Source organism: Piezobacter thermophilus (assembly GCF_055386745.1).
Window position 1 is genome coordinate 223,643 of sequence record NZ_AP042380.1, and the last position, 24,393, is coordinate 248,035.

Genomic DNA, 24,393 nt, shown 5'->3' on the forward strand with positions numbered 1-24,393 from the left:
GCTGGTGCATGCGCTCCATAACGACATTCAGCGGCGGAATCGGCGCGGTCTGCCCCCATACAATTCAGGCGGAGATCCCGGCCATGCCGCTCGCTGACTTCGACGGTGCCGAGGACATCCGCCGCGCATGGCTGGCCGGCCTCGCCCCGGATCCGGCGCTGACGGTTTCGCAATGGGCAGACCGGCACCGGGTGCTGTCCTCGCGGGCGGCCTCCGAGGCCGGGCCCTACCGCACGGCGCGCACACCCTACATGCGCGAGATCATGGATGCGCTCAGCCCCAGCGACCCGACGCGGCGGATCGTGTTCATGAAGGCCGCACAGGTGGGCGCGACAGAGGCCGGCAACAACTGGCTGGGCTACTGCATCCACCAGGCGCCGGGGCCGTTCCTGCTGGTGCAGCCGACGGTCGACACCGCCAAGCGCCTGTCGCAGCAGCGGATCGCGCCGCTGATCGAGGAAAGCCCGGAGCTGCGCGAGCGCATCTCGCCCGCGCGGTCGAAGGACAGCGGCAACACGATCCTGGCCAAGCGGTTTCCCGGCGGCCAGCTGGTGCTGACCGGTGCCAACTCGGCGGTGGGCCTGCGCTCGATGCCGGCACGCTGGGTGTTTCTCGACGAGGTCGACGCCTATCCGGGAGATGTTGACGGCGAGGGCGATCCGATCGCGCTGGCCGAGGCGCGCTGCGCCAGCTTCGGCCACCGGGCCAAGCTGTTCCTGGCGTCCACGCCCACCATCACCGGGGCCAGCCGTATCGAGCGGGAGTTCGAATTGAGCGACCAGCGCCGCTATCACGTGCCCTGCCCCCATTGCGGCACCCTGCAATGGCTGCGCTTCGAGCGCCTGCGCTGGGAGAAGGGAAAACCCGAGACCGCCCATTACGTCTGCGAGCACTGCGAGGAACCGATCGACGAGCGGTTCAAGACGCAGATGATGGCCGAGGAAAACGGCGCCTGCTGGCTGCCGACGGCGGACGACGAAACCCGCGAACGCGCCGATGCCGCCGGGATCAGGGGCTATCATATCAATGCGCTCTATTCGCCGCTGGGCTGGCTGAGCTGGGCCGAGATCGCGCGCAAATGGGAAGAAGCGGTGGGCAACGACGCCGCGCTCAAGACGGTCAAGAACACGATCCTGGGCGAGACCTGGGCCGAGAAGGGCGACGCGCCGGACTGGGAGCGCCTCTATGAGCGTCGCGAGGACTGGCGGCTCGGAACGGTGCCGGAGGGCGCGCTGGTGCTGACCGCCGGCGCCGACGTGCAGCGCGACCGCATCGAGGTCGACGTCTGGGGCTGGGGGCGCGGCCTTGAAAGCTGGCTGGTCGATCACGTGGTGTTCGACGGCGACACCTCGCAGGACGCGGTGTGGGCCGAGATGACGGAGTTTCTCGGTGCCACGTGGACGCATGCGGGCGGTCGAGAGGTGGCGCTGGCGCGGCTCGCGATCGACACCGGCGACGGTCTCACGACCAGCAGGGTCTACAGCTGGGTGCGCTCGGCCGGCCGGCAGGTGCTGGCGGTCAAGGGCGTGACGGGGTTCGACCGCTCGACCCCGGTGGACGGCCCGACCTTCCCGGACAAGACGGAAGCCGGGCGCCGGGTGAAAAGCGGTGTGCAGCTGTGGAAGGTGGCGGTGGCGGTGTTCAAGTCCGAGACCTACCGCTTCCTGCGGCTGCCGAAGCCGACCGAGGAAGATCTGGCGGAAGGCGCGGGCTGGCCCTCGGGATACATCCATGTGGCCAGGGGCGTGCCGGCCGAATGGTTCAGGCAGCTCACCGCCGAGCAGCTGGTGATGAAGAAGACCCCGCAGGGGTTCCAGAAGCTGGTGTGGGAACAGACGCGCGAGCGCAACGAGGCGCTCGACTGCCGGGTCTACGCCCGCGCCGCCGCCTGGCTGATGGGCATGGATCGCTGGGACGACAGGCGCTGGGACGAGTTCGAAGCCCAGCTGGCGCCGGGCGTGGTGGAGGAAGAACCGGCCGGGCTGCCCGGGCGCACGACGAGAAAACCGGCTGCGCGGCGGCGCTCGGACTGGCTGGGTACGAAGAGACGGGGGAACTGGTTCTAGATGGCATATTCGCAAGCCGAGCTGGATGCGCTCAAGGCGGCCTACGCCCAGGGCATCCTGCGCATCACCTATGAGGGCAAGACCGTGGAATACGGCAGCGCCGACGATCTCTTGCGACGCATCCGCGTGATCGAGGGCGAGATAGCCGCCGGCGCCGGAGCCGCCCGCCCTGTGGCCGGCTTCGCCTCGTTTCGGAGGTCGGGATGAGCAGGGCGAGGCCACCGCAGACGCGCTGGACGCTGCTCGATGCCGCCCTGTCCGTCGTGGCCCCGCGCCGGGCGGCGAAGCGCTATGCCGCCCGGGTAGCGATCGACAACCTGCGCCGTGGCTACGAGGGGGCGGCGCGCGGGCGCGGCACCGACGGCTGGACGGCCGGGGCCACCTCGGCCGATGCCGAGATCGCCGCCGCCGGGGCGCTCCTGCGCAACCGCATGCGGGATCTGGTGCGCAACAACGCCATCGCCGCCCAGGCCGTGCAGGTGCTGGTCAACAACATCGTCGGCAAGGGCATCCAGCCGCGTGCCAACACCGGCGATACGGAGCTCGACAAGCAGGTCGACCGGCTCTGGAAGCGCTGGGCGAAGGGGCCGGACGCCCACGGGCACACGACCTTCCAGGGGATTCTGACCCTGGCAGTGCGCGAGATGATCGAGGGCGGCGAGGTGTTCGCGGTCAAGCGCGTGCTGCGCCGCAACGGCAATGATCTGCCCGCCGGCGTGCCGCTGAGAATCGAGCTGCGCGAGGCGGATCATCTGGCCGAGACATGGGACGACCGGAAGGGTGCCGGCAACCGCGTCGTCCAGGGCATCGAATACGACCGTTTCGGTCGCCGCGTGGCCTACTGGATGTATCGCGACCATCCGGGCGGGCTGGTCGGCCAGACGACGCTGAAGCCGGTGCGGGTGCCGGCCTCGAAGGTGGCGCATCTGTTCGAGCGCCAGCGGGTGCAGAACCGGGGCGTGCCATGGGGCGCGCCAGCGATGCGCTCGATCCGCGACGTGGATGATTGGCAGCGCGCCGAGCTCGTCCGCAAGAAGACGGAGGCCTGTCTCGTCGGCATCGTCTTCGGCAATGACGAGGACCAGCTGGCCATCGCCCCGCAGGTGCAGGACGCCGACGGCAATCTGGTCGAACAGTTCGAGCCGGGCCTGATCGCCTATGCCCGCGGCGGCAAGGACATCAAGTTCAACCAGCCCGGCAGCACCGCAGGCGTCTACGAATGGCACCGGGTGCAGCTGCACATCATCGCGGCAGGGTTCCGGGTGCCCTACGCGCTGATGACCGGGGATCTGAGCCAGACGAACTTCTCGTCCTCGCGGGTCGGCCTCAACGAGTTCCGCCGGATGGTGGAGCAGCTGCAGACGCAGACGGTGATCCCGATGTTCTGCGAGCCCGTGTGGCGCTGGTTCGTGGAGATGGCGCAGGTGGCGGGCCTGCTGCCGGCCGACCGCGAGATCCCGGCCACCTGGCAACCGCCGCGCTTCGAAAGCGTGAACCCGCTGCAGGACGTGCAGGCGGACATGCTGGAGGTGCGTGCCGGTTTCTCGACGCTGCCCGAGCAGATCGCCCGCCGGGGCCGCGACCCGGAAGAGGTGATCGAGGAATGGTCGTCCTTCGCCGCCCAGACGGATGCGCGCGATCTGGTGTTCGACAGCGATCCCCGCCGCGTGACCAAGGCGGGCCTTGCGCAGGCCACCGATCCGACGCAGCCGGGCGACGGTCAGAACGACACCCAACAATAGGAGAACACCATGCCGAAAGACATGCTGAACCTGCCCGTGCTCGGGCGGGAGGCCACCGTCGTGCCAGACGCGATCGACAGGGAGGACCGGACCATCGACGTAGTCTGGACCACCGGCGCCACGGTGCGCCGGGCGCGATGGGAAGGCTGGGACAGTCTCGTCGAGTATGACGAGGAGCTGATCGTCTCGCCGAACGTCGTGCGGCTCGGGCGCCTGAACGACGGCGCGCCGTTCCTGGAATCGCACATGGGATGGTCGCTGAATTCCGTGCTCGGCAACGTGGTGCCGGGCTCGGTGAAGATCGAGGGCGGCGAGGGCCGGGCGACGATCCGGCTGACCTCGGCGCCGGACGCGGAATCCATCATCCACCGCATCCTCGAAGGATCGGTGAACAAGGTCTCGGTGGGCTACCGCGTCCACAAGTACGAGATCGAAAAACGCGACGGCGAACGCGAGCTGTGGCGCGCCGTCGACTGGGAACCCTACGAGATTTCGGCGGTCGCCATGCCCGCCGATCCGGGAGCGTCCATCCGTTCGGAAGACGCCGGGCGGGAACGGCTCCACCCATGCGCCATCGTGAGGCGCGACATCACTCCCTTATCCGAAGATCAATCGAAAGGACTGACCATGAGCAGCAAGGCCAGGGCGGCAAAGGGCGCCGCGAAAACCGGCCGCCAGGCCGACACCATCACCCGCACCGCCGATGACGCGGTGCAGACCGTTGACGCGATCGAGGCGGCTGTCGATGCTCGGGCCGCCGAGCAGGAAGCCCGTGCGCCGCAGGTTGCCGATACGAACGACGCGATCGAAGCCGAGCGCCGGCGCGTCAGCGAAATCCTGACGCTCTGCCGCAAGCACGGGCTGGCCGACAGCGCCGAGGACATGATCCGCCGCGGCATCTCTCTGGATGCGGCACGCGCGGAGATCCTCGACCATCTGGCCGAGGCCGACCCGTTCGAGGGCCGCACCGCCCTGCCGGCGCAGGCACGCAGCAGCGGCGAATCCGAAGCCGCCTATCGCGACGCCGCCACCACGGCGATCATGCACCGCGCGGGCGTCCTGCAGGGCGACATCGATACCGGCGCGCGCGAGCTGCGCGGCCTCAAGCTGCCTCAGATCGCGCGCAACATCCTCGAGCGCTCCGGGCGCAGCACCGGCGCCATGAGCGACGTGGCCGTCGTCTCCGAGGCGCTCACCGGGCGCGCGGGCATGATGACCACCAGCGATCTGCCGGCGATTCTGGCCAACGTGGCCAACAAGACCCTGCGGCAGGCCTACGAGTCCACCCCGCGCAGCTTCGTCTCCTGGGCGCGGCGCACCACCGTGCCGGACTACAAGGAGGTGAGCCGCACCCAGCTGTCCGGCGCGCCGGATCTGGCGAAGGTGCCCGAGCATGGCGAGTACACCTACGGGGCGGTCTCGGACGGCAAGGAGGTCTACAGCCTGTCGAAATACGGCAAGATCATCGCCATTTCCCGCGAGGCCATCGTCAACGACGATCTCGATGCGCTCACCCGCATCCCCATGGCCTTCGGGGCGTCGGCTGCCGATCTGGAAAGCGACATCGTCTATTCCATCCTGACCGGCAACCCGGTGATGGGCGATGGCACGGCCCTGTTCGACGCGGCGCACGGCAACGTGGGCACGGCGGCGGCGATCACCGAAGCGGCGCTGGGCGAAGCCTGGCGGCTGTTCGGCCAGCAGACGGGGCTCGAGGGGCGGCCGATCTCGATTCTGCCGCGCTTCATCATCGTGCCCCCGGGCTCGCGCGCGATCGAGGCGCGCAAGCAGGTCACCGCGACCACGCCCTCCAACACCGCCGACGTCAACACCTTTGCCGGTCGGCTGCAGGTGGTGGAAGAGCCGCGGCTGATCGATGCCGGCGGCGTCGATCCGTGGTTCCTGGCCGCCGATCCGGTGCGCATCGACACGGTGGAATACGCCTATCTGGACGGTCAGGAAGGCGTCTACACCGAAACCCGCTACGGCTTCGAGGTGGACGGCGTCGAGATCAAGGCCCGCCACGAATTCGCGGCCAAGGCCATCGACTGGCGCGGGCTGTTCAAGAACGCCGGCCTCTGATGATGCGTGACGTCACCCCGATGTTTGCGTGACATCGGGGTGATGGCAATCCAGGCCGTGCCCGTTTTCTCGACCTCCCGGCAGGGCAAAAAAATCGGCACGGCCAGAACTCCTGAAAGGAAACCCCCATGAAAAACTACGTCTCCAAGGGTCATCACCTGGCCTTCACCTCCGGGGCCGACATCGCCTCGGGCGCGGCCGTGGTGGTCGGCTCTTTCTTCGGCGTCGCCACCGGCGACATCAAGACCGGCGAGGAAGGCACCATCGCGCTGGTCGGTGTCTATTCCCTGCCCAAAGCGCCGTCCGAGGCCTGGGCCGTCGGCGACAAGGTCTACTGGGACGCCACCAACTGGTATGCCACCATCTCCGACGGGGCCGGCGCCAACGCGCTGATCGGCGCGGCCTGGGAGGCGGTGGGCGGCGGCGCCTCCGACACCATCGGCAAGGTGCGGCTCAACGGCATCGTCTGATGGTGGCGGCCCTTCCCGGCGCCCTGGCCGCGATCTTCTCCAACCCGATCATGGCCAGGGACGCCACCCTCTACCCGGGCGGCGCCGGCGCCGGCACGCCGGTGCGTGTCATCGCCCGCCTGCCCGACGAGGTTACCAGCTTCGGCGGTGCGCGGGTATTCTCCGAGACCCTCGTCGTGGACATGCTGGTCAGCGCCGCGCCGGATCTGGCGGAGGGCGACCAGCTGGACCTCGACGGAACCGTCTATGTCGTGCAGGGCGAGCCGGTGCGCGATGCCGAACGGCTGATCTGGACGGCGGAGCTGGTGCCGGCATGAGGATCACCTTCCGCACCGAGGAAGATCTGCAGGCGCAGCTCCATCGTGAGTATCTCGCGGGCGAGCAGGCCGTCACCGCAGCGATGGACCGCGCCGGTCGCAGCGTGAAGCGCGCGTGGCGCGGACAGATCACCGGGGCCGGGCTCGGGCGCCGGCTGGCCAACACCATCCGTGCCAGGCGCTACCCCGAAGGCACCGTCAGCATGGACGCTGCGGCGCTGATCTGGTCGAAGGCCCCGGAAATCGTGGGCGCGTTCGAGCGCGGGGCGCTGATCCGCTCGAAGGACGGGTTCTGGCTGGCGATCCCGGTCGACCGGGTGGCGAAGCGGATGCGCGGGCCGCGCAACGCCCGCATCACCCCGCACCTGTGGGAGGAACGCACCGGTCGGCGACTGCGTTTCGTCTACCGCAAGGGCCGCTTCCCGCTGCTGGTGGACGACGGCACGGCGCGGGAGCGGCGGACCAGCGACCCGCTTGGCTGGACCGCCTCCAAGCGGCGGTTCCGGAGGAACGTCGTGATTCCGATCTTCGTGCTGGTGCCGCAGGTTAAGCTGTCCAAGTGGCTGGATCTGGCGCGGGAAGCGGAGAGGGTTGCGAGGCAGGTACCGGGGATGATTGTGGAAAGGTGGAGGGAGTCATGAAACCAGTTCTCCGGCTAGACGCCAATGGCTTCCCCATAGCTGTCAATGGTATCGCATGGTAGATTTGAACGTAACTTGGCGCTCAACATCATTGTGCGCCAACAAGCCTTATCCATGTAGACGGAACGCCCCCATCATGAAACTTCGCCTCCCTGAACCTCAGATCGATATCGGAACAGACGGTTTTTCCCCGCACTGCAAGCTTGGCAGGCAGGACATGGGGGAAAAACTTTCGGGCTTACTGTCTTCGATTGACACCCCCATTGTTGTTGCCCTCGACGGGCCTTGGGGGAGCGGAAAGTCTCACTTCCTGAAATGCTGGTGCGGCGCGCACGTCCATGGTTTCGGCTATTCTGAAGACATTGTCGTTTATTTTGATGCGTTCAAGAACGATTACCTGAGCGATCCACTTCTTGCTCTCACTTTTGCTTTGGAAAAGAGATTTGCCAACGGAAACGGCGCCCCCAAAAAAATTGAGAAATTGAAGCATGCGGCGATCAGCGCTGGAAAGCCGTTGTTACGCATCGGCCTCGCTGCTGCAACTGCAGGAGTATCGGAAGCATCCGGACCGATTATTGCTGCGATTGTTGGTGCGGCGAATGAACAGGCGAATTCCCTGCTCGACGAGCTTTGGAAGGCGGAAACCGGGCGCATGGCGGCAATGGAGAACTTTGCCAAAGCGCTGACGGAACTCGCCACAGCCGAAGATGAACAAAGGCAGTTCATCTTCATTGTCGATGAGCTTGATCGTTGCAGGCCGGACTATGCGTTGTCTCTTCTGGAAATAATCAAGCATTTCTTCTCGGTCCCCAATGTTCATTTCGTCTTAGGGGTCAATTTGGAAGAGTTGGGCAACTCGATACAGAGCCGGTATGGAGCTGGCGTGGATACAAATGCCTATCTCCAGAAATTCATTGATGTTCGGATGCGTTTGGAACCCGGGCTCGACCATGGGCCCCAAGGGAGTGAGGCCAGAACATATTTTAACCACGTTGCCGACGCCATGGCTTTGGACAATGCGCATTACAAAGGCATGATCGACTGCTATTTGGAAATCTGGGGCGAAAGTTGCCCTTTGACGCTTCGAAATATGGAGAAGCTGGTTTCCGCTGCGGTCTTGACCCCTGCACTCCCAGATCATCCGAGAAGCCGCGGAAGATACATTTTAATTGCGGGATTGCTGATTCTCGAAATTGGAAACCCTCAACTTCTCGACGAGATAAGGCAGGGTGAAAATCTCCCTGAAACTTGGCTAAAAGTAGCCAAGTATTTTTCCTTTTCAGAAATAACTGAAAATTCTGGCTCACCCGAAATCGAGATTGTTAATGCATGGTACTTTTTCTTGAAGAGAGGGTTCCTTTATTCACAGGGCAACGATCTTAGATGGAGATCGGAGTTGGGATTCGGTGAAGATACTGATTCCCTGCGGCGGGAATTGTTTTCACGGCATCTTGATGTTTTCCAAAGCGATCATCTGATCGATCCCGCGCAGGTTAAAACATAATCCGGGGATGTCAGGACCATGCCCACCCCCCGCGAAACCATCCTTTCCGCCCTCCTCACCACCCTGCAAACCATCCCCAACGCCACCGTCCTGCGCGGCGAGGTGCTGCCCGAACGGGTACCGGCGGGCGGGCTGGTGATCCTGCGGGACGGCGAGCCGGGCGAACCCGAGGTGACGCTCTCGCCCCTGCAATACCACTGGCGGCACCGCGCGGAGGTCGAGGTGATCGTCCAGGGCAAGGCCCAGGCCGCCCGCGACGCCGCGTTTGACGCGCTCGCCGCCGCCATCGGCGCGGCCATTGCCGCCGATCGCACGCTGGGCGGATTGTGCGACTGGGTGGAACCCGACGCGCCCCAGCCCGTGGACCTGCCCGTCGAGGGCGCGCAGGCGCTCAAGGCCGCGGTGATCGCGGTGACGCTTCACTACGTGACGAGCGATCCGCTCAGCTGAAACGACAACCGAAAGGACTGACACATGGCACGCGCACAAGGCGCGCGGTCGCAGCTTGCGGCCGCGTTCGAGACTTCTTACGGCACCGCACCCGCGAGCGGCTTCTACCAGATGCCCTTCGCCACCGTATCGCTGGGTGCCGAACAGCCGCTTCTGGAATCCGAGCTTCTGGGCTACGGGCGCGACCCGCTGGCCCCGATCAAGGATGCGGTGACGGTGGACGGCGACATCGAGGTTCCCGTAGATCTCGAGGCGCTGGGCTTCTGGCTGAAGGCTGCGTTTGGCGATCCGGTGACCACCGGCGCCGCGCCCGACTACACCCATACCTTCACCTCGGGCAGCTGGTCCCTGCCCTCGATGTCGATCGAGGTGGGGATGCCCGAGGTGCCGCGCTTTGCCATGTATTCCGGATGCGTGCTCGACCGGCTCGGCTTCCGCATGGAGCGCGCGGGGCTGCTGACCGCAACGGTCGGGCTGGTGGCCCAAGGCGAGAGCGTCGCCGCGGCCAGCCAGGCCGGCACGCCCACCACATGGGCGCTGCAGCGCTTCGGCCATTTCAACGGGGCGATCACGCGGAACGGCGTCAGCCTCGGCAACGTGGTCTCGGCCGAACTCACCTACGCCAACAATCTCGACCGGATCGAGACCATCCGCTCCGACGGGCGCATCGACGGGGCCGATCCCTCGATTGCCGCGCTCACGGGCCGGATCGACGTGCGGTTCGCCGACACGACGCTGATGGATCAGGCGCTGAACGGCACCGCCGCCGAGCTGGAGTTCTCCTGGACGCTCTCGGCCACCCAGAGCCTGACGATCACGGCGCATGCCGTCTACCTGCCCCGCCCGAAGGTGGAGATTCAGGGCCCGCAGGGTATTCAGGCGAGCTTCGACTGGCAGGCGGCCTATGACAGCGTGGCCGGGCAGATGTGCACGGTGGTGCTCAACAACCAGGTGGCGGCATACTGATGATCAGGCTGGAGCTATCGACCGAACCTAAATGGCTCGACCTCGGGCGCGGCGTCCGCGTGAAGGTGGTGCCGCCCGTCAGCGCCATTGCCACCGAGGTCTGGCGCGAGATGGCCGAGGCCGGGGCCTTCGAGGAGGAACCGGACGTGGATGCCGGCGTGCTCGAGGCCAAGGCCTGGGCGCGCCGCGTGATCGTGGCCTGGGAGGGCGTCGGGGACGCGGAAGGCAACCCGCTGGACGAATCCACCCCCGAGACCGTGGACGCCCTGATGGACGTGCCCTGGGTCTACCTGGCCTTCCGGGCGCTCTACCTGGCCCCGCTGCATGCGCTGGAATCGGAAAAAAACGTCTCATCGCCCTTGCCGAATGGGAGTTCGGCGGGGGCGGCGGATACTGCGAATCCTGCGAAGGCGTCTGTGAAGAATGCCCCCGAAACCTGAATGCACCGCAAACCGTTGAGGGCTGCCAGGTCTGGGACCTGGTGGGTCGCCTCGGTGGGCAGCTGCGTGTGGCGCCCGCGGGCGGCGTCATCGGCTGGGACATGGGCGCGGCGCTGGCGCTGGCCGGGGCGCTGGGCGTCGATCCCGCGGCGGTCGGCCACCTGCTGCCCGCGATCGAGGCGGTGATGGTGCGCTCCATGAAGAAAAGAACGAGGACTGATCCATGGCTGAAAAGCGCGTCAGCGTGCGGATCGGCGCCACCGGCGGCAGGCAGGTGCGCGCCGAGTTTCGCGGCATCGGCGACGAGGGCAAGCGGTCCTTCGCCATGGTCGGGCGCGAAGTCGACGGGCTGAACCGTCGCCTCGGCGTGCTCGGCCGCACCTCGCGCGGATCGCGCAACGCCCTGCGCAATATGGGCCTGCAGCTGAACCAGGTGGCGCAGCAGGGCGCGGTCACGGGCGACTATTTCCGCGCGCTGACCATCCAGATGCCCGACCTGCTTTTGGGCTTCGGTGGCCTCGGCATTGCCATCGGTATCGTCGCCGGCGTGCTCGGGCCGTTCATTGCCGACATGCTTTCGGCCTCGGAGACCGGCGACAGGCTGGCCGACAGCATCAAGGGGCTGGAGTCCGCCGTGTCGGCCTATGCCTCGAGCGCCAGGGCGGCGGAGGCCCCGACCGGCGATCTGGTCAAGAAATACGGTCAGTTGGCCGGCGAAGCCCGCGCGCTTCTGGTCGTGCAGCGCGATCTGGCCAAGCTGGAGGCGCTTGATCAGATCGCCGTGGGCATGACCTCCGCCCGCGATGCGTTGGGCGAGATCGGCAGCCTGACCCGCGCCGAGTTCGAAAAGGCCGCCGGCGAAGTCGGCATGGTCAACGCCGAAATCGAGCAGCTGCGGCAAGAGCAGCGCCGACTCGTGAGCGAAGGGCTGGATGTCGGCGACAACGCCCAGCGCAACCTCGAGATCATGAGCCGGATTTCCGAGCTGCAGACCAGCCTGATCTCGGTGGGCGATCTGACCGGACCGGTCTACGAGTTGAGAGACGCGCTGGGCATCACAATGAAGGATGCGGTCGCCCTCGCCGGAGCCATGGCGGACCTGCGGGACGCGAAAGGCATCGAAGAACAGGCGGCGGCGCTCGAGCGCCTGCGCAAGTCCTATACCGCAGCGCTGGGCGGGGTTGAGAACATGACCGCCGAGCAGCGCACCCTGCTGAAGCAGCTCACCGACGCGGCGCTTGCCACGATCCGGTTCCGCTCGACCATGGACGACGCATCGGACTCGGTGGGCGGCGCGGCGGCGCAGGCGACGGCATTGGCGGACGAGCTCGCGCGCGCCGCCGGCAACGCCATGTCGCTGGTGGCGCAAAGCCTCTCGTCCCTGCGCCAGAGCGAAATCCGCCTGAAATTCAAGGACGACCCTACGGGGCTGGCCAGAGCGCTGGCCGGCGCGCGGTTCGACGCCCGCGTGGGCGACGTCACCGGGGCCGATCCGATCCTGCAGGAAGGGTTGCGCAGGCAGCGCGAGGCCTATGTGGCCAATGCCGAAGCCGTGGCCCGGAACAAGCAGGCGCTGGCCGCGTGGAACCGCGAACAGCGCCGCGCCGCCGCTTCGGTGCGCGCCACCAGAAAGGCGCTCGAGGAACAGGCTACCGGGCTGGATGCGGCGAAGGAAACGCTGACCGCCTATGCCGAAAAGGCCGCCAATCTCGGCAAGGGCATCGGTGACAGCCTTGTCGGCGCTTTCCGCAGCGCCGAGCAGGCCATCGGCAATTTCGTGCGCACCGGCAAGCTGGATTTCCGTTCGCTGGTGACCTCGATGCTGGCGGACTTCGCGCAACTCTCGGCCCGGCGGTTCCTGTTGGGGCCTCTGGCGAACGTCCTGTCCGGCGCGCTGGGCGGGCTTGGCGGCACCGGCGGGCTGCTGGCCTCCGTGCTCCATTCCGGCGGCGTCGTGGGCGCCGGTGGGCCGACACGGGCGGTTCCGGCGCTGGCCTTTTCCGGCGCGCCGCGCATGCATTCCGGTGGATGGGCTGGCCTGCGCCCCGACGAGGTGCCGGCGATCCTGCAACGCGGTGAGCGGGTGCTGAGCCGTCGCGAGGTGGCGGCAGGCGTCGGTGGTGCCCCCGTCAACATCACCATACAGGCCCGCGATGCGGAGAGCTTCCGTCAAAGCCGCGCGCAAGTGGCCGCTGATATCGCCCGCGCGGTCGCGATGGGTCGGAGGGGGATGTAATGGCCTTCCATGAGGTCCGGTTCCCGGACGACATCAGCCGGGGCGCGCGCGGAGGCCCCGAGCGGCGCACGCAGATCGTGGAGCTCGCGAGCGGCGACGAGGAGCGCAACGCCAGCTGGGCCAACTCGCGCCGGCGCTATGACGCGGCCTACGGCATCCGCCGAGCCGACGATCTCGCGGCGGTGGTGGCGTTCTTCGAGGCGCGGAACGGCCGGCTATATGGTTTCCGATGGAAGGACTGGGCGGACTACAAATCATGCCTGCCGTCGCAGACGCTGGCGGCCACCGATCAGGCCATCGGCACGGGCGATGGCACCACGACCAACTTCCAGCTGGTCAAAGCTTACACGTCCGGTGCCCAGACCTGGACCCGGACCATCACGAAGCCCGTGGACGGCACCGTGCTGGTGGCCATCGACGGCGCCGAGCAGACCACCGGCTGGTCGGTCGACACCACCACCGGGCTGGTCACCTTCACCTCCGCCCCGGCATCGGGTGCCGCCATCACCGCCGGTTTCGAGTTCGACGTGCCGGTGCGCTTCGATACCGACACGCTCGACGTGACGCTCGATATCGAGCGCCTCGGCTCCATCACGTCCATTCCGCTCATCGAGGTGCGGCGATGAAGGCCCTCCCCACCGGAATGCAGGCCCACCTCGACACCGGCACCACCACGCTTGCCTGGTGCTGGCGCCTGACCCGCGCGGACGGGCAAGTATTCGGCTTCACAGACCATGACCAGCCGCTGTCCTTCGATGGCACAACATTTGAGCCTGAGTCCGGTTTTACAGCATCCGAGATCCGCACCGGCTCCGATCTTTCTGTGGACGCGCAGGACACCGAGGGCGTGCTGACCTCCACCACCATCACCGAGACCGACATTCTCGACGGGCGCTGGGACAACGCCGAAGTGGAGATCTGGCGTGTGAACTGGGAGGACACCTTGCAGCGCGTGCTGATGCGCCGGGGCGCCATCGGCCAGGTGCGGCGCGGGCGGGTGCAGTTCGTGGCCGAAATGCGCTCGCTTTCGCACGTCCTGAATCAGACCGTAGGGCGGACGTTTCAGGCAATCTGCGATGCGGCGCTGGGCGATGCGCGTTGCGGGGTGGACCTGAGCGATCCGACCTACAAGGGGTCCGGCACCGTGGTGACCGTCATGGGCGACCGGAGCTTCACGGTGTCGGGTCTTTCCGCCTACGCCGACGGCTGGTTCGCGCTGGGCACCGTGAGTTGGACCGGCGGCGCCAACGCGGGCCGCAAGGCCGAGGTTCTGACGCACGAGGTGGGATCGACGGACGTCACCGTCACCCTTCTGGAAGCCCCGGTTCTGGCGATCACTGCTGGCGATACCTTCGACATCACGGCAGGCTGCGACAAGACATTCGAGACCTGCAAGGCGAAGTTTGCGAACGCCGCGAACTTCCGGGGCTTCCCGCACATCCCCGGCCAGGACACCGTCGTGCGCTACGCCGCGAAGGGCGAAGACAACGCTGGGGCGGTGTTGTGAGCGTGGGGGCAGCGAAGATCATGCCAGCCCGGATCGTCCGGGCGGCGCGCAGCTGGCTCGGCACGCCCTATCACGACCAAGCCTCGGTCAAGGGTGTCGGCTGCGACTGCCTTGGGCTCATCCGGGGCGTGTGGCGCGAAGTCGTCGGCCCCGAGCCCATGCCGGTGCCGCCCTATTCCCGCGACTGGGGCGAAACGGGGCCGCATGAAGTCCTGGCCGAGGCCGCGCGGGCGGCGATGATCGAAATCGACGTTGCGGAGGCCCGCACCGGCGACGTCCTGCTGTTTCGCATGCGCGCCGGTGCCATCGCCAAGCATGCCGGGATTCTCACGAATGGACGACAAAATATTCACCGTTTCATTCACGCCTATGAACGCACCGGGGTCATCGAGGAACCCCTGACCGCCCCTTGGCGCCGCCGCATCGCCTTCGCCTTCCGCTTTCCCATTCCCGACAAACGCACGACCTGACCCATGGCCTCGATCCTTCTTGCCTCCGCCGGCTCCGCGCTGGGCGCCTCCATCGGCGGTGGGATTCTCGGCGTGTCCTCCGCCGTCATCGGCGGTGCCGTGGGTTCGTTCGCAGGCTCGCTGATCGATAGCTGGATCGTGTCGCAACTCACGCCGGGTCAGCGGATAGAAGGCGCGCGGCTGGAAAACCTCGCCGTCACCACATCCACCGAAGGCGCCGTGATCCCGCGCGTCTGGGGTCGCATGCGGCTTGGCGGCAACATCATCTGGGCAACGGATTTCACCGAGCACGTCAGCACCAGCACGACCGGTGGCGGCAAGGGCGGCGGGCCGAAGGTCACCACCACCAGCTACACTTACACCGCGTCCTTTGCCGTGGCGCTCTGCGAAGGGCCGATCTCGGGCATCGGCCGGGTCTGGGCCGATGGCAAGCCGCTGGATCTGTCGGGGGTGACCTGGCGGCTTTACACCGGCGACGAGACGCAGCTGCCCGATCCGTTCATCGAGGTCAGGATGGGCGCCGGCAATGCCCCGGCCTACCGGGGCACCGCCTACGTGGTCTTCGAGGAACTCGACCTGACACCCTTCGGCAACCGAATCCCGCAACTGTCCTTCGAGGTGTTCCGGCCGCTGGTGGAGGCGGATACCGCCGAGGGGATGGTGAGATCGGTGACCATGATCCCGGGCTCCGGCGAGTTCGTCTATGCCACCGAGCCGATCACCCGTGGATCTGGCGGTTCGACAGCCTCGGAGAACGTCAACAACACCAGCGGCCAGCCGGACATCCTGGCCTCGCTCGACAACCTGCAGGCGGCGGCGCCCAACATCGGGAACGTCAGCCTCGTGGTCTCGTGGTTCGGCCTCGACCTGCGCGCCGGCAACTGCCGGATCATGCCCGGCGTCGAGACCACCGCCAAGGTGACCACGCCGAAGACCTGGTCCGTCAACGGCGTGGACCGAGCCGGCGCCCACCTGATCAGCCTCGATGCAGAGGGCAGGACCAACTACGGCGGCACGCCCGCCGACTTCTCTGTGGTGCAGGCCATTCAGGAGATGAAGGCCAGAGGGCTCAGGGTGACCTTCTACCCGTTCCTGCTGATGGACATCCCCGAGGGCAATTCATTGCCCAATCCGTATTCGGACAACGCCGCCACGCCGGGCCAGCCGGCCCATCCTTGGCGTGGGCGCATCACCTGTTCGCCCGCCGCCGGCTACGTCGGCACCGTGGACAAGACGGCGGATGCGGCCACGCAGGTGGCGGCCTTCTTTGGCAATGCGCAGATCTCCGATTTCTCGGTCTCGGGCGAAACGGTCACCTGGACCGGGGGCAATGACTGGGGCTTCCGGCGGATGATCCTGCACTATGCGCATCTCTGCAAGGCGGTGGGCGGTGTCGATGCCTTCCTGATCGGCTCCGAGCTGCGCGGGCTCACCACCATCCGCGACAGCGCCACCGGGTTTCCCGCGGTTGCGGCCATGAAGCAACTGGCAGCGGATGTGCGGTCGATCCTCGGGGCGGGCACGAAGATCAGCTATGCCGCCGACTGGAGCGAGTATTTCGGCCACCAGCCGCAGGACGGCTCAGGTGATGCGCTGTTCCACCTCGACCCGCTCTGGGCCGACCCGGCGATCGACTTCGTCGGCATCGATAACTACCTGCCGCTCAGCGACTGGCGCGATGGCACCGCTCACCTCGACGCCCAGGCCGGCTGGGCCTCTGTCCGCGATCTCGATTACCTCAGGGCCAATATCGAGGGCGGCGAGGGATACGACTGGTTCTATGCCAGTGAGGCCGACGGCAGGCGCAGGTCCGCACCCCGATCAGCGACGGCTTCTACAACGAGCCCTGGGTGTTCCGCCCGAAGGACATGCGGAACTGGTGGCAGAACCTCCACCATGACCGCCTCGGCGGTGTGCGCTTCGGGTTTTTCCAGAATGCCGCCGACCCGGTGACCTTTGACCCGAACCCTTCGACGGTTGCTATCACCGCCACCACCGGCACCTTCGGCCCGTTCAAGACCCCGGCTCGCATCGCCTCCGACGGGGCAACCTGGCACGGGGCCACGCCGGGGTATCGGACGCTCTCGGTTGGCGAGCGGGTGGTGATTACGGCCTACGTCGCCCCCGGCACCTCCGGCGACTTCGCGCTCTATCTCGCGCTGGGCGCAGGCAGCGATCACGCCTCCTACTTCGGGGCCATCGGCGGGTGGGAGGACACTGCGCCCGGCGCGCACGTGATCAACGCCACCAGCCAGACGGAAGTCTCGCCGGGCCTGTGGAAGATCACCCTCGACGTCACGGCGGGGCTTTCGGGCTCGGCCGGCTTTCGCATCGGTCCGCGCTCGGCCACGGTGGGCAACGACATCATCGTCTATGGCGTCGAGGTATTGCCTTACGGCAAGTCGACGACGGGCTGGGTGCCGCAGGCCAAGCCGATCCGCTTCACCGAGTTCGGCTGCCCGGCGGTCGATCGCGGCACCAACCAGCCCAACGTGTTCTTTGACCCGAAGAGCTCGGAGAGCGCCCTGCCGTATTTCTCGCGCGGCTGGCAGGACGAGGCGATCCAGCGGGCCTATGTCGAAGCGACGCTGGGCTATTGGGGCGATGCGGCCAGGAACCCGACCAGCAGCATCTATGCCGGATCGATGATCGAGATCGCCGAGGCAGCACTCTGGACCTGGGATGCCCGGCCCTTTCCGGATTTCCCGGCGCGCGCCGATGTCTGGTCGGACGCCGCCAACTGGCGGCTGGGGCACTGGATGGGCGGGCGGCTCGGGCAGGTCTCGCTGGGCGCGCTGGTGCGGGAACTGTGTCGCGCCGCCGGTTTGCAAAGCAGCGATATCGACGTGAGCGAACTCTCCGACATCGTACCGGGCTTTGTCGTCTCGGCACTGGAAAGCCCGCGGGCGTCCATTGCCACGCTTGCGCGGCATTTCGGCTTTGATGCCATCGAGACCGGCGGCAAGATCGTGTTTCGCACGCGCGGCCGGGCGGCGGCTCTGACCATCGCGCCGGATCAGATGGTTGGCAATGGCCAGGGTGAAGTCATGGAACTGACCCGCGGGCAGGAGACCGAGCTGCCCCAGGCGTTGAAGTGGCAGCTGGTGCGCGCTGACGAGGAATACGACGCGGCCACCGTCGAAGCCCGCCGGACCACGGTGCAGGCGGCGCGGGTGTCCTCCGAAAGCTTCCCGCTGGCGGTCTCGCTCGAGGAAGCCGACCGCCGCTGCCGCCGCGCCCTGATGGAGGCCTGGGTGGGGCGCGAAACGCTCACGGCCAAGCTGTCACCGTCAATGTTGCGGCTTGATCCGGGTGACGTCATCACCCTTGATCACGATGGGCGGAAGGTGGACTACCGTATCACCCGCGTGGCCGATGCCGGGCCGCGCGCCATCGAGGCCATCCGCACCGATGCCGTCATCTACGACCTTCCGCCCGGCAAGGGACGGGAGCCACAGCTCTCATCTCCCACCGTCTTCGGCCCGGCCGAGGTGGCGCTGATGAACCTGCCGCAGCTCGCCGACACGGTACCGCCGCATCGCCCTTACGCGGCGGTGTTTGCCCGGCCGTGGTACGGCACCGGGGCCGTCTGGCGCAGTGCCGACACATCCGGGTTCCAGCTGCTCGACACCATCGGCGCGCCTGCTCGCATGGGGGTTCTGGCGGCTGATCTTCCCGCTGGGCCGCTCTGGCGGTTTGATGCGGGCAGCGAGCTGCTGGTGGACCTCACATCGGGCACGCTCGCCAGCGTCACCGATACCGAGCTCTCGAACGGCGCCAACGTGCTGGCCATCGAAAGCGCGCCGGGCGCCTGGGAGATCGTCCAGTTCGGCAATGCGGAACTCGTGGCAACAGGTCGGTACAAGTTGACCCGGTTGCTCAGGGGGCAGCGCGGCACCGAAGATGCCATGGGCAACCCGACACCCATCGGCGCGCGGGTGGTGATTCTCGACAACGCTGTTGCGCCGCTGTCCATCGCCGAGGCCGATATCGGCATCCCGTGGAACTGGCGCATCGGGCCGGGCAATGCCGCGCCCTCCGACGCCATCATGCGGGCGCTCTCGTTCACGCCAAACGGGCGCGGGCTCATGCCCTTCGCCCCGGCGCAGGCCCGAATGCGGCGAGAAGCAAACGGCGATCTGGCCATCCGCTGGATCCGCCGCGACCGGGCGCTTTCCGCCGACAGCTGGGTGCTGACGGACGTGCCGATGTCAGAGACCAGTGAGGTTTACGATCTGGAAATCCTGAACGCAGGCAGCGTGGTGCGCACCGTCACCGGCCTGACTGCACAGAGCTTCCTCTACACCGCCGCCATGCAGACCGCCGACTTCGGTGGGCCGGTCGCCAGCGTTGACGTCCGCATCTTCCAGAACGGCGCGCTGGGCCGTGGCGTGCCGCTTGCAACCATCCTCACCGTCACGGAGACCGTCTGATGACCACTCCCAATCTTACCCTGCCGCTGCTTGCCGCCGCCCAGGCCCAGAAGCACGTCACCGTCAACGAGGCACTGGCCCTCCTCGACGGCCTCGTCCAGCTCTCGGTGAAGGACCGTGATCTGACCGCGCCGCCGGCCAGCCCGGTCGACGGCGACCGCTACATCGTGGCCACCGGCGGCGCAGGGGCCTGGGCCGGCTGGGACGGCGACGTGGTGCTGTTCACCGGCGGGGCATGGGTGCGTCTGCCGCCACAGGAGGGGTGGCGGGTCTGGCTCGAGGATGAAGGCGTGCTGCTGGTGCGCGCGGGCGGGGCGTGGCTCACGCTCGATGCCGCCCTGAACCTGCTGATGCGCGGCCCTGCTGTGGAAGTGGCCCGGGGCGCGCTGGGCGCGGCGACCTCGCTGCAGGTGATCGAGGAGACGCTGTCCGCCCTGTCCGGGCCGACGGTCACCTCCACCGTCGTCATTCCCGACCGCTCGATCTGCCTCGGCGTATCGACCCGCACCTCCGTCGCGATCACCGGCGCCACATCGTATGACTGCGGCATCTCCGGCGAGCTCGCCAAGTTCGGCGGGAGCCTTGGCGTGGCGGCCGGCAGCAGCAACATCGGGATCATCGGCCCGCAGGCCTTCTATGCCGACACGCCGGTCGTACTCACCGCCAATGGCGCGGATTTCATCGGCGGCGAAGTGAAGATCGCCATCCATGCCCTGACATTCGCGGCCCCTGCCTGATGACCGGACAGCCGCTGAGAACGCAAAAGTCCCTCAAAGGGATGAGCGTGGAACGCCCTCGCCACGGGGATAGCCAGAAGGAAAAGAGAAATGACGCACCAGCAGAGGAGCCGCCGATGGGCATGCCGGCGATCGACGCCACCACCGGAGTCGTCCTTCCATTCGTGGAGGGGGCCATGAAGGGGCGCGGACGTGATGAATTCGTCCGCATGCCGGAAGCGGAATTCGAGGAAATCCTGGCACGCGCCGCCGAACAGGGCGCGCGGCGGGCGCTCGCCGACGTGGGCCTCGAGGGCCCGGAAGCCGCCATCGACATTCGCGACCTGCGCACGCTGCTCGCGGCAATCCGGGACGCCCGCCGCACGGCGTTCCAGACCTTCGTCAGGCTTTGCGTGACGGCCCTGCTGCTGGCGCTGCTGGCAGGCGTGGCGGTGCGGCTCAAGCTGTTCGGGGGATAGCCCGCCGCCAGGACGAGAAACCCGGACAACGGCCCGCCACCAGGCGGGCCTTTTCCTTTTCAGGAGACGGAAACATGACGACGACGTATTACGCCCACTGGCGCGACGTGCCCGCCAGCCACTGGCGCTGGAAGAACTTCTCGCCGGAGGAGATCGCCTGTCGCGGAGACGGCTCGATCCGGATCAACGAGGAAGCCCTGGACAGGCTGCAGGCCCTGCGCGACCGGCTGGGCCGGCCGATGATCGTGACCTCCGGCTATCGCAGCCCGGAGTGGAACCGGAAGGTGGGCGGCGCGAAGCACTCGATGCACATGGCCGGCGCGGCCTTCGATATCTCCATGGTCAACCACGACCCGGAGGAGTTCGAACGGGCGGCCCGCGAGGCGGGCTTCACCGGCTTCGGCACCTATCCGCGCCGGAACTTCATGCATATCGACACCGGGCGTCCGCGCCGCTGGGGCGATCCCTTCCCGCCGCGTGCCGGCCGCTTCGCCGAAGAACCGCCGCGGATGCGCGAGAATCTCGCCGACAGCCGCACCATGAAGGGCGGCGGGGTTGCCGGAGTTGCCACCATCGGCGCGGGCGGCCTCGAGGCGGCCCGGGGAGCCCTGGCGGAAACCCAATCCGCCCTCCAGCCGCTGATCCCCTGGCTCGATACCCTGCGCTGGCTGTTCATCGCCGCGGCGCTGGGCGGCATCGCGCTGACGATCTACGCCCGGTGGGACGACTGGCGCAGGGGGCGGCGATGATCGCGTGGCTCCCGGGCGTCCTTGCCGGCAGCCGCACGCTGCGCGCCCTCGCCCGGTGGGCTGCCCTCGCGCTCACCATCTCCCTGTTCATCCTCTCGTTCCGCCGAACCGCCGAGCGCGCCGGTCGGCTGGCCGAGCGCCTCGATCACATGGAGAAAGCCGATGACATTCAGCGCCGCGTTCTTGAGGCCGCGTCTCGCAGGCCCCACTCTCGTGACGAGCTTGCTCGCCGCCTGCGCGACGGCGACTTCTGAGCGGGCGACGGGCGTCTGCCCGCCGGTGCCAGCCTACGGCGCCGACCTGCGCGCCAGGGCCGCCGACGAGCTCGCCCTGTTGCCGCCGGGCTCGGCGATCGAGGAACTTCTGCGGGACTACGCCGTCCTGCGCGAGCAGTTGCGCGCGTGCGGGTGATCCGATGGGCGTTCATGGTCCCGGTCGCCTGCAGGCTCGCCCGCAGGTGTTCCACAACGACGGCAGCGACCTGATCGACCAGATGTTCCGGGCGCGGGCCAGGCTCTTCCATGACCGGCTGAAATGGGACGTCAGCGTCGACGAGCGCGGCCACGAGCGCGATCAGTACGACACGCCGGTCGCGCGATACCTGATCCTGGCGGATGCCGCCGAGCGGCACGTCGCCTCTTGCCGCTTCATCCCGCTCACCGAGCCGAACATGACCTGCGATGCCTTCCCCGGCCTGTTCGACCGGAGCATGATCGCAGATCCGGACCGGGCCGTTGAGATCACCCGGTTCTGCGTGACCTCCGGTGGGCGGGAAATGTCGGCCCAGCTGTTCAAGGCCGGCTTCGAATGGCTCGCTGGCACGGAGTTTACATCGATTGTCGCGGTGTTCTTCCCCGCCATGCTCCGGGTTTACAAAAGGGCCGGTTGGGCGCCGAAGGTGCTGAATTCGGTGACGGGTTGGTCGTCGGGCTGTGGTCGAAAGCAGGGCCAGATTGCTCGAGATGCCGGGACTAAACACCTAGGATGCTTTGACACAAGCATATTGTCGTGATTCGGTCCGGGTTTGGCCGCGCCGCTTCTTCTGCTAGGATATGCGCTTTGCGGTGAATGGATCGCGTGGTGTCCGGGTTTGGCCGCGCCGCTTCTTCTGCTAGGATTTCCGCCGGGGTGCTCAGTTCAATCCTCCTGTCCGGGTTTGGCCGCGCCGCTTCTTCTGCTAGGATATGCGCTTTGCGGTGAATGGATCGCGTGGTGTCCGGGTTTGGCCGCGCCGCTTCTTCTGCTAGGATCGCCGCAGATTTGATCGCTGCGCCGCACGCAGTCCGGGTTTGGCCGCGCCGCTTCTTCTGCTAGGATAAGGACGATATCATCCAGATTGGCGGTTCCGTCCGGGTTTGGCCGCGCCGCTTCTTCTGCTAGGATAGGATCAGCAACTCCTTCACGCAACAAGCCGTCCGGGTTTGGCCGCGCCGCTTCTTCTGCTAGGATAGACCGGATGAAGGTGGTGCCCGGCGCCGAGTCCGGGTTTGGCCGCGCCGCTTCTTCTGCTAGGATCACATCACGTTCCATGCCGTCGATCATCCCGTCCGGGTTTGGCCGCGCCGCTTCTTCTGCTAGGATTGGGGCGAGGATCAGGTGCAGGGGACGAGTGTCCGGGTTTGGCCGCGCCGCTTCTTCTGCTAGGATGCACCGCATGGAGATCATTACTGCGAAGCAGTCCGGGTTTGGCCGCGCCGCTTCTTCTGCTAGGATTGTTGAGGCAAAGTGTTGTATAAAGCCGCTGTCCGGGTTTGGCCGCGCCGCTTCTTCTGCTAGGATTCAGCCCCACACAACCCATTGTTGTGTGGGGTTTTTTCTCCTGTGCTGCAGGGAAAATCCGGTTCGAATCGGCTCAGAAAAGCAACAATTGACGCGGTTTTTCCTCGGGTGATTCGGGCCGCGCGCAGCCTCGATAGACCTTGCTCTGCGCATATTGCTTGTCGGTGAAGAACAGCACCTGGACGTGCCCGGATTCGGGCACGCATTCCCCCACCCGACGTGCGTATGATTCGGCTTTTTCACGGCTCCACGCATAGCGCAAGTATACGGAAAACTGGACCATCTCGAAACCGAGATCGAGCAGATCGTTGCGAAACCGTGTCGCGCGCTTGCGCTCGGCCCTGGTGCCCACGGGAAGATCGAACAGAACCCAGACCCACATGATCTGATACCCCGACAATTGCTTGTAACGCTCAGGCATCGTCGGTCTCGTCAGGCAGAGGCCGGGCGGGGAAATCGAGCCGCAGCTTGCGATCAAGGAAGGAAGCGGCAAGGCTGCGGGCCAGGCGCAGGAGAACATGCGAGAGCGGCGTTGCGCCATTGCGGGTGGGAAAATCGGCATTCAGGCAGGCGATCAGCTCTTCGCGGGCGTCTTCCACGCGGCTGACGCCATTGGCAGCCAGCCGATGCACGGCGAGGTCTATTGTCGGGCGGAAGGGCTCCATCAGGTCGTCGGCCAGCGCCAGCGCATCGCCGCCCGAACGATGGTGCAACGCGAGCGAGGGATGCATCCCGGCGGCGACGATGGCCCGGGCGGTGGCCGCGCGCAGCACGGCGTAGCCATAGTTCAGAAGCGCGTTGGCGCCCTGGGCGTCGCGGTCGCGGCGGAAGTCCTTTCCCATCATGAGCGGCCAATAAGCCTGGGCGGCCTGGGCCTCGCGGTTGTCGGGATCGCCCGAGCGCACCGCGACCATCAGCCGGCGCAGACGTTCGGAAGGCGCGCCGACCCGTTCCAGGGCTTCGGCCTGGGCGGAGATCTTGTGGCGCACCATCGCGGCCCAGGCCTGCTTGCGCAGTGGCCGGGGCGCATCTGCCTGGGCGCGGAAGCGTTCGCCCTGGGCATGGTGGCCCGAAAGCGGCAGCACCACGGCCACCGGTGTGAAGTTCTGCCCCAGGATCATCACCGGCACCGAGCGCGCCGCCAGTTCGGCAAGGGCGGTGTTCGACCACATCACGCCGGGGCTTGCGGCCAGCACCGCCTCGATATCTTCAAGGCCGATGCGCCCGGCCTCCTGCCCATCGGCATCGACCGCCAGAAAGCCGCGCCGCTTGTGCACGGCCAGCCCCGTGCGGGTAAGTTCCAGTATCTGTCCAACCATCGTGACCTCCTGCAAATGATGAGGCCC

At 66.9% G+C, this 24,393-nt stretch carries 24 protein-coding genes, 2 pseudogenes and 1 CRISPR repeat array; of the genes and pseudogenes, 24 read left to right on the top strand and 2 right to left on the bottom strand.

The features are described from left to right. Positions 1 to 83 precede the first annotated feature (83 nt). From ACZ5CM_RS01125 to ACZ5CM_RS01240, 24 genes and pseudogenes are all read left to right on the top strand, one after another. Positions 84 to 2,066: a phage terminase large subunit family protein gene (locus ACZ5CM_RS01125; protein WP_464640500.1), complete on the top strand. Its 1,983-nt coding sequence runs from the start codon at positions 84 to 86 to the stop codon at positions 2,064 to 2,066. After that, positions 2,067 to 2,273: a phage head-tail joining protein gene (locus ACZ5CM_RS01130; RefSeq protein ID WP_464640502.1), complete on the top strand. Its 207-nt coding sequence runs from the start codon at positions 2,067 to 2,069 to the stop codon at positions 2,271 to 2,273. Then, entirely contained in the window at positions 2,270 to 3,808 is a 1,539-nt protein-coding gene (locus tag ACZ5CM_RS01135) for a phage portal protein (protein ID WP_464640504.1), read from the top strand. Before ACZ5CM_RS01130 ends, ACZ5CM_RS01135 begins: the two co-directional genes overlap by 4 nt. Positions 3,809 to 3,817: 9 nt before the next feature. Beyond that, positions 3,818 to 5,890 carry a prohead protease/major capsid protein fusion protein gene (locus ACZ5CM_RS01140; RefSeq protein ID WP_464640506.1) on the top strand — a complete coding sequence of 691 codons (2,073 nt, stop codon included), beginning with the start codon at positions 3,818 to 3,820 and terminating at the stop codon, positions 5,888 to 5,890. A 128-nt stretch (positions 5,891 to 6,018) separates the two neighbouring features. Next, the gene (locus ACZ5CM_RS01145; protein WP_464640508.1) at positions 6,019 to 6,360 is read left to right on the top strand and encodes a DUF2190 family protein; all 342 of its coding nucleotides are present in this window, start codon (positions 6,019 to 6,021) and stop codon (positions 6,358 to 6,360) included. Next, complete coding sequence (locus ACZ5CM_RS01150; protein ID WP_464640510.1) at positions 6,360 to 6,677, top strand: head-tail joining protein; 318 nt, start codon at positions 6,360 to 6,362, stop codon at positions 6,675 to 6,677. Before ACZ5CM_RS01145 ends, ACZ5CM_RS01150 begins: the two co-directional genes overlap by 1 nt. Further along, entirely contained in the window at positions 6,674 to 7,318 is a 645-nt protein-coding gene (locus ACZ5CM_RS01155; protein WP_464640512.1) for a DUF6441 family protein, read from the top strand. Before ACZ5CM_RS01150 ends, ACZ5CM_RS01155 begins: the two co-directional genes overlap by 4 nt. Positions 7,319 to 7,454: 136 nt before the next feature. Then, the gene (locus ACZ5CM_RS01160; protein WP_464640513.1) at positions 7,455 to 8,822 is read left to right on the top strand and encodes a KAP family P-loop NTPase fold protein; all 1,368 of its coding nucleotides are present in this window, start codon (positions 7,455 to 7,457) and stop codon (positions 8,820 to 8,822) included. Positions 8,823 to 8,840: 18 nt separating this feature from the next. Further along, positions 8,841 to 9,272: an acyl-CoA transferase gene (locus ACZ5CM_RS01165; protein WP_464640515.1), complete on the top strand. Its 432-nt coding sequence runs from the start codon at positions 8,841 to 8,843 to the stop codon at positions 9,270 to 9,272. 24 nt (positions 9,273 to 9,296) lie between these two features. After that, on the top strand, positions 9,297 to 10,238 hold the full coding sequence (locus ACZ5CM_RS01170; protein ID WP_464640517.1) for a phage tail tube protein: 942 nt from the start codon (positions 9,297 to 9,299) through the stop codon (positions 10,236 to 10,238). After that, positions 10,238 to 10,678: a hypothetical protein gene (locus tag ACZ5CM_RS01175; protein ID WP_464640519.1), complete on the top strand. Its 441-nt coding sequence runs from the start codon at positions 10,238 to 10,240 to the stop codon at positions 10,676 to 10,678. Before ACZ5CM_RS01170 ends, ACZ5CM_RS01175 begins: the two co-directional genes overlap by 1 nt. A 68-nt stretch (positions 10,679 to 10,746) precedes the next feature. Continuing rightward, entirely contained in the window at positions 10,747 to 11,031 is a 285-nt protein-coding gene (locus ACZ5CM_RS01180) for a DUF7697 family protein (RefSeq protein ID WP_464642446.1), read from the top strand. Then, entirely contained in the window at positions 10,953 to 12,914 is a 1,962-nt protein-coding gene (locus ACZ5CM_RS01185) for a phage tail tape measure C-terminal domain-containing protein (RefSeq protein ID WP_464642448.1), read from the top strand. The genes ACZ5CM_RS01180 and ACZ5CM_RS01185 overlap by 79 nt, the downstream gene beginning before the upstream one ends. After that, on the top strand, positions 12,914 to 13,540 hold the full coding sequence (locus ACZ5CM_RS01190) for a phage distal tail protein, Rcc01695 family (RefSeq protein ID WP_464640521.1): 627 nt from the start codon (positions 12,914 to 12,916) through the stop codon (positions 13,538 to 13,540). Before ACZ5CM_RS01185 ends, ACZ5CM_RS01190 begins: the two co-directional genes overlap by 1 nt. Then, entirely contained in the window at positions 13,537 to 14,421 is an 885-nt protein-coding gene (locus ACZ5CM_RS01195) for a DUF2163 domain-containing protein (RefSeq protein ID WP_464640523.1), read from the top strand. Before ACZ5CM_RS01190 ends, ACZ5CM_RS01195 begins: the two co-directional genes overlap by 4 nt. Before the next feature lie 20 nt (positions 14,422 to 14,441). Then, positions 14,442 to 14,891 (top strand): NlpC/P60 family protein, encoded by a 450-nt coding sequence (locus ACZ5CM_RS01200; protein WP_464640525.1) that lies wholly within the window; start codon positions 14,442 to 14,444, stop codon positions 14,889 to 14,891. Between the two features lie 3 nt (positions 14,892 to 14,894). Further along, positions 14,895 to 16,756, top strand: a pseudogene (locus ACZ5CM_RS01205) (baseplate multidomain protein megatron); the annotation flags it as partial. Between the two features lie 543 nt (positions 16,757 to 17,299). Beyond that, positions 17,300 to 19,324, top strand: a pseudogene (locus tag ACZ5CM_RS01210) (phage tail protein); the annotation flags it as partial. Beyond that, positions 19,324 to 20,061 carry a DUF2793 domain-containing protein gene (locus tag ACZ5CM_RS01215; protein ID WP_464640527.1) on the top strand — a complete coding sequence of 246 codons (738 nt, stop codon included), beginning with the start codon at positions 19,324 to 19,326 and terminating at the stop codon, positions 20,059 to 20,061. The pseudogene ACZ5CM_RS01210 and the gene ACZ5CM_RS01215, both read left to right, overlap by 1 nt. After that, a complete protein-coding gene (locus ACZ5CM_RS01220; RefSeq protein ID WP_464640529.1) occupies positions 20,061 to 20,519 on the top strand; it encodes a DUF6127 family protein in 459 nt (152 codons plus the stop codon). The genes ACZ5CM_RS01215 and ACZ5CM_RS01220 overlap by 1 nt, the downstream gene beginning before the upstream one ends. 74 nt (positions 20,520 to 20,593) lie before the next feature. Beyond that, a complete protein-coding gene (locus ACZ5CM_RS01225) occupies positions 20,594 to 21,268 on the top strand; it encodes a YcbK family protein (RefSeq protein WP_464640531.1) in 675 nt (224 codons plus the stop codon). Next, positions 21,265 to 21,522 (top strand): hypothetical protein, encoded by a 258-nt coding sequence (locus ACZ5CM_RS01230; RefSeq protein ID WP_464640533.1) that lies wholly within the window; start codon positions 21,265 to 21,267, stop codon positions 21,520 to 21,522. The genes ACZ5CM_RS01225 and ACZ5CM_RS01230 overlap by 4 nt, the downstream gene beginning before the upstream one ends. A 25-nt stretch (positions 21,523 to 21,547) precedes the next feature. Continuing rightward, on the top strand, positions 21,548 to 21,679 hold the full coding sequence (locus tag ACZ5CM_RS01235; RefSeq protein WP_464640535.1) for a hypothetical protein: 132 nt from the start codon (positions 21,548 to 21,550) through the stop codon (positions 21,677 to 21,679). A gap of 4 nt (positions 21,680 to 21,683) precedes the next feature. Next, on the top strand, positions 21,684 to 22,280 hold the full coding sequence (locus tag ACZ5CM_RS01240) for an acyl-homoserine-lactone synthase (protein ID WP_464640537.1): 597 nt from the start codon (positions 21,684 to 21,686) through the stop codon (positions 22,278 to 22,280). Positions 22,281 to 22,284: 4 nt separating this feature from the next. Then, positions 22,285 to 23,047: direct repeats of the CRISPR family, unit length 36 nt; unit sequence GTCCGGGTTTGGCCGCGCCGCTTCTTCTGCTAGGAT. Between the two features lie 73 nt (positions 23,048 to 23,120). On the opposite strand, the gene cas2 is transcribed toward ACZ5CM_RS01240, so the two are convergent. Both cas2 and cas1 read right to left on the bottom strand, forming a co-directional pair. Then, positions 23,121 to 23,468, bottom strand: a complete 348-nt coding sequence (cas2, locus tag ACZ5CM_RS01245) for a CRISPR-associated endonuclease Cas2 (protein WP_464640539.1) — start codon at positions 23,466 to 23,468, stop codon at positions 23,121 to 23,123. Beyond that, entirely contained in the window at positions 23,461 to 24,366 is a 906-nt protein-coding gene (gene cas1 / locus ACZ5CM_RS01250) for a type II CRISPR-associated endonuclease Cas1 (protein ID WP_464640541.1), read from the bottom strand. Before cas1 ends, cas2 begins: the two co-directional genes overlap by 8 nt. Between the last annotated feature and the right edge of the window lie 27 nt (positions 24,367 to 24,393).